The sequence below is a fragment of the Salinicola sp. V024 genome, assembly GCF_052645315.1.
In genome coordinates this window covers 1-3152 of the sequence record NZ_JBQXYB010000034.1, presented here as the reverse complement: position 1 = coordinate 3152, position 3152 = coordinate 1, and the positions used below count along the sequence as shown (strand labels likewise).

Below are 3152 nucleotides of genomic sequence, written 5' to 3'. Positions count from 1 at the left end.
ACACAGGCTGCTTCCTGCTTGAATTCCGGCGTAAAAGATCGTCGTTTCCTGCTCATCAGACACCTCGCTAATGGTGGCAAGATTACCACCTATGCTGATGTCCGGTGTCATTGGACCACTACACTCGGCCACCGGCACGGGTGACGATCGCTTCGACGATGGAGAGCCCGAGACCGCTACCCTGAGGGTGATTCCCGCGATGAAACCGCTCCGTCAGGTGGGCGAGCTGTTCGGACGGAATGGCTTCTCCCTGGTTGATGATATCGATTACCGCCGCACCATTCGTTTCATGCGCCTCGATTTCGATCAGTCCGCCAGGCAAACCATGGCGCATCGCGTTCTCGAGCAGATTACGCAGTGCAATCACCAGCAGCGCCTCGGATAACTCCACGTGGATCCGGTTTACCGCCTCGTTCCAATGGCAGCAATCATGGCTGCCGGTTTCCACCATCGCGGTTTCCAGCGCCTCTCCGAGGGGCGTGGGATCAAGGCTCCCCCGCGTGATCTCATCACTCTCCATACGGGCCAGCAAAAGCAACTGATCGAGCGTTTTGGTCAGCCGCCCCACGCCTGCTTCGGCCTGTTGCATCGCCTCCCTGCGAGGATCGCCGTCGACGCGTCGTGCGATCTGCAGATGGGTACGAATGGCGGTCAAGGGTGTGCGCAACTCGTGGGCCGCATCGTCAGTGAAACGTTGTTCCAGCTCGAGCATGCGCCGAGTTCGTGCGAGCAAGGCGTTAAAGCCATCGATCAACGGCCTTATTTCTCTTGGCAGCCCACGGATGGGCAACGCCGAGAGGTCATCATGATCGCGGATGATCAATCGCCGCTGTAGCTTCGAAACTGGCGATAATCCACGGGTCACGCCCCACCACAGCGCAACGAGACTGCCGATCAGCGCTAGCAGAAACGGATAGAACGCCGCGCGGCGAACTTGCGCCAACAGCGACTCCCGCTCCTGCAAACGATCCGCCACGGTGATGCGCTTGTCATCATCGACCAGGGTGTAGACACGCCAGCGCTGCTCATTGTAAAAGCGATAGCTGTAACCCTCGTCATCGACCGAAAGAACGTCGTTCATCTCCGGGTGCGTTCCGGCAACTACCTGTCCGCGCAGCGAAGAAACGCGACAGGCAACACCATCGAGCGCGGGATTAAACGAGGTTTCGCCTTCCTCGCCGTTCCACCCCGCCGCTGGCGCATGATCTAGCAAGCCTGCCACCATGTGCGCCGATTGTACCAAGCGCTGATCCAGCGAGCGCTCTAGCTGAGTCGACAGATCGCGCATCGACCACACCGTCGTGATTCCCCACAGCAGCATCAATGTGATCCCCAGCGTGGCGACGAGGCGCAGGCGCAGGCTCATGATGGCGTGGCGCCAGGAGATGGCGTATTGGTAGGGAGCGTGCCGAGACGATAACCGACTCCCCGAACCGTCTCGATCACATGGCGCCCCAGCTTACGGCGCAGCTGATAGATATGCACGTTGAGCGCGTTGCTCTCGATCTCGTCGTCGATGCCGTAAAGGCGATCCTTCAATTGATCGGTGCTCAGTATCCCTCCACGCGCCCGGATCAGCGCTTCCAGCAACATCAATTCGCGACGTACCAGCGCCACCGGCGCACCATCCAGCGTCACGCTGCGGGCCACGGGATCCAGCGCCAAGCTCCCGTGACGCAGCGAATGATCGACCTGCCCGGCCGCGCGGCGTAGCAAGGCCTGCAGTCTAGCGGTCAATTCATCCAGATCGAACGGTTTGACCAGATAATCGTCGGCTCCGCCCTGGAGACCTTCGACACGGCTGGACACGGCATCTTTCGCCGTCAGCATCAGCACCGGAGTGGCAACGCCCGCCCGACGCCACCGTTGCAGCAGCGTCAGGCCATCGCCATCGGGCAGACGGCGGTCGAGCACCACGGCATCATAGTCGATCGCGGCCAGTGCCCCACGCGCATCGTCCAGCGTGGCAACGGTATCGACGACAAAGTCGCTCAGTGCCAACCCGGCCTCGACGCCGGCCGCTACTGGTGCGTCATCTTCGACGAGCAGTACGCGCATTCCCATCTCCCTGTTCCATTGCCTCGAAACCAACTCCCGGCGCAGCCTGACATGCGCCAATGATGCCAGGATGAGATCAGCGAGCGGACGGCAGCGTTGTCTTACTCCCAAGAAGCGCCTTCCAAGGCATCGAGCGGAATTTTCAGATAGCGCTTGTCGTTGTCCTCCGGTTCAGGGAGGCGTCCGCCGAGGATATTGACCTGCAGCGCGTGCAGGATCAGCTTCGGCATGGGCAGTTCGCTATCGCGGCGATGGCGCAGTTCAACATATTCAGTCTCGCTGCTCTCGCCGAGACGGTGCTTGTTGTGCCCACGCTGCTCGCGCACCGTGCTCTGCCACTGCGGTTCGCGGCCGTCGGGCATGTAGTCGTGACCGGTAAAGAGACGCGTATCGTCGGGTAGCGCGAGGATCGCCTGGATCGAGTGCCAGAGCTGGTGAGCGCTTCCCCCGGGGAAATCGGCGCGGGCGGTGCCGAAATCAGGCTGGAACAGCGTGTCGTGAACGAAGGCGGCATTGCCGAACACGTAGGTGATCGAGGCGAGCGTATGCCCCGGCGAATGCATCACGCGAACATCGATCTCGCCCAGCTTGAAGATATCCCCGTCGTCGAACAGGCGGTCCCATTGGCTGCCATCATCTTTCAGGTTCGGCCAGTTGTAGATCGCCTTCCACAGCGCCTGAACTTGGGTTACCGGACGCCCGATGGCGGTCGGCGCACCCGTTTTTCCGTGCAAGTAACGGGCCGCCGAGAAGTGATCGGCGTGCGGGTGGGTATCCAGAATCCATTCGACCTCGAGCCCTTCGCGCTCGATGTAGCCCAGCAGCTCGTCGGCCTGATGCGTGGCCGTCGCCCCGGATTTCTCATCGTAATCGAGCACCGGATCGATGATCGCGCAGCGACACGCGTCGGGATCGCTGACGACATACTGGATGCTGAAGGTGCGGGGATCGAAAAAGCCAGCGACATTGAACTGCACCCCGAAAGTTGGACACCCATCCAACCTTCGGGGTGTTTTTGATGGCGAAATACGACGAGAGCTTCAAGCTGCGGGTTGTTCAGCAGTGTTTACGTGAGGACGTCAGTCAGAGGGATG

The 3152-nt window shown here is 60.8% G+C and carries 3 protein-coding genes; all 3 read right to left on the bottom strand.

Annotated elements, in window-relative coordinates; all coding sequences use genetic code 11:
- Positions 1-118: 118 nt before the first annotated feature.
- The 3 genes from ACUN9V_RS19860 to ACUN9V_RS19850 all read right to left on the bottom strand — a co-directional run bounded on the left by ACUN9V_RS19860 (position 119) and on the right by ACUN9V_RS19850 (position 3035).
- Positions 119-1366: an ATP-binding protein gene (locus ACUN9V_RS19860; RefSeq protein WP_445512666.1), complete on the bottom strand. Its 1248-nt coding sequence runs from the start codon at positions 1364-1366 to the stop codon at positions 119-121.
- On the bottom strand, positions 1363-2058 hold the full coding sequence (locus tag ACUN9V_RS19855; protein ID WP_445512665.1) for a response regulator: 696 nt from the start codon (positions 2056-2058) through the stop codon (positions 1363-1365). The genes ACUN9V_RS19860 and ACUN9V_RS19855 overlap by 4 nt, the downstream gene beginning before the upstream one ends.
- Positions 2059-2159: 101 nt before the next feature.
- A complete protein-coding gene (locus ACUN9V_RS19850; protein ID WP_445512664.1) occupies positions 2160-3035 on the bottom strand; it encodes an MBL fold metallo-hydrolase in 876 nt (291 codons plus the stop codon).
- Positions 3036-3152: the final 117 nt, after the last annotated feature.

What these genes read in the sequence shown, in the direction of transcription:
- ACUN9V_RS19860 (WP_445512666.1), bottom strand. Translation starts at nt 1,366, where the DNA reads ATGAGCCTGCGCCTGCGCCTCGTCGCCACGCTGGGGATCACATTGATG.
- ACUN9V_RS19855 (WP_445512665.1), bottom strand. Translation starts at nt 2,058, where the DNA reads ATGCGCGTACTGCTCGTCGAAGATGACGCACCAGTAGCGGCCGGCGTC.